Source organism: Tenebrionibacter intestinalis (assembly GCF_016632365.1).
Lineage (GTDB): Bacteria > Pseudomonadota > Gammaproteobacteria > Enterobacterales > Enterobacteriaceae > Tenebrionibacter > Tenebrionibacter intestinalis.
In genome coordinates this window covers 1-831 of sequence record NZ_JAEPBH010000149.1, presented here as the reverse complement: position 1 = coordinate 831, position 831 = coordinate 1, and the positions used below count along the sequence as shown (strand labels likewise).

Below are 831 nucleotides of genomic sequence, written 5' to 3'. Positions count from 1 at the left end.
ATCGCGCCAGGGAAGGCGCGCTCTGCCGAACCTCCTTCCGACGGGCTGACAGACGCCACCCGCTAACCCTGCGGGCTGACAGGCGGCTCTGTGGTTTCGTCCTGATTTCCGAACAGACGAGTAATATCTCTTGAACCATGCACTACGCGCTCTATACGCACTTCCGTATCCAGCAACCTGAACAGGATAAGATAGCGCCCGTAAGCGCAGCTTCTGACGCTCTGCCCCAGCTCCGGCCTTTCCCGATAGATGACCGGCGATTCTGCTATCAGCAGGCACTGTTGGTACAGCTCTTCCGTGAAGCTCACTGCCCGCACCGGATTATCCTGTGCTATCCAGTCACCGATGCTTTCCAGGTCAACTTCTGCCAGTGGCGATATACCCAGCTTCATTTGTCTGAGTGACCTTCTGCCATGTGGCGATATTTGCGCGACAGACGTCCGAACACCTCTTCAGCGCTGCGGCTTTCTCCGCTGCTGATACCTGCACTGACCGCATCACGCAGTGCATCCAGTTTTATCTGCTGCTCCCGCTCTTCCAGGGCGCGGAGACCAGCACGGATAACCTCGCTGGTATTGTTGTAACGACCGCTTTCTATCTGCTCGCGGATGAACGCTTCGAAGTAAGGACTCAGGGCGACGCTGGTTGGCATAGTAGTTTCCATCCCGTGATTACTATCAGTTAATAACTGTTAGTATACTGCGCTATTCTTCATCAGCAACACCTGGCCTGTCCCGCTGCTCTGCCGGATGGGTACTGGCGTGTACCGCCTGTAACGCCCGGATACTTACCTGCGTGTAGATTTGCGTGCTTTCCACGCTGCGATGCCCC

At 56.1% G+C, this 831-nt stretch carries 2 protein-coding genes and 1 pseudogene; all 3 read right to left on the bottom strand.

The features are described 5' to 3' along the window. Positions 1-62: 62 nt before the first annotated feature. Positions 63-392: a type II toxin-antitoxin system RelE/ParE family toxin gene (locus JJB97_RS18205; protein WP_238715491.1), complete on the bottom strand. Its 330-nt coding sequence runs from the start codon at positions 390-392 to the stop codon at positions 63-65. Next, positions 389-652 carry a type II toxin-antitoxin system ParD family antitoxin gene (locus tag JJB97_RS18200; protein WP_238715490.1) on the bottom strand — a complete coding sequence of 88 codons (264 nt, stop codon included), beginning with the start codon at positions 650-652 and terminating at the stop codon, positions 389-391. Before JJB97_RS18200 ends, JJB97_RS18205 begins: the two co-directional genes overlap by 4 nt. A 52-nt stretch (positions 653-704) precedes the next feature. Continuing rightward, positions 705-831 (bottom strand): annotated as a pseudogene (locus JJB97_RS18195) (site-specific tyrosine recombinase XerC); the annotation flags it as partial.

Bases quoted from the DNA above. Each gene is read 5' to 3' on its own strand.
- JJB97_RS18205 (WP_238715491.1), bottom strand. From the start codon at position 392: ATGAAGCTGGGTATATCGCCACTGGCAGAAGTTGACCTGGAAAGCATC.
- JJB97_RS18200 (WP_238715490.1), bottom strand. From the start codon at position 652: ATGCCAACCAGCGTCGCCCTGAGTCCTTACTTCGAAGCGTTCATCCGC.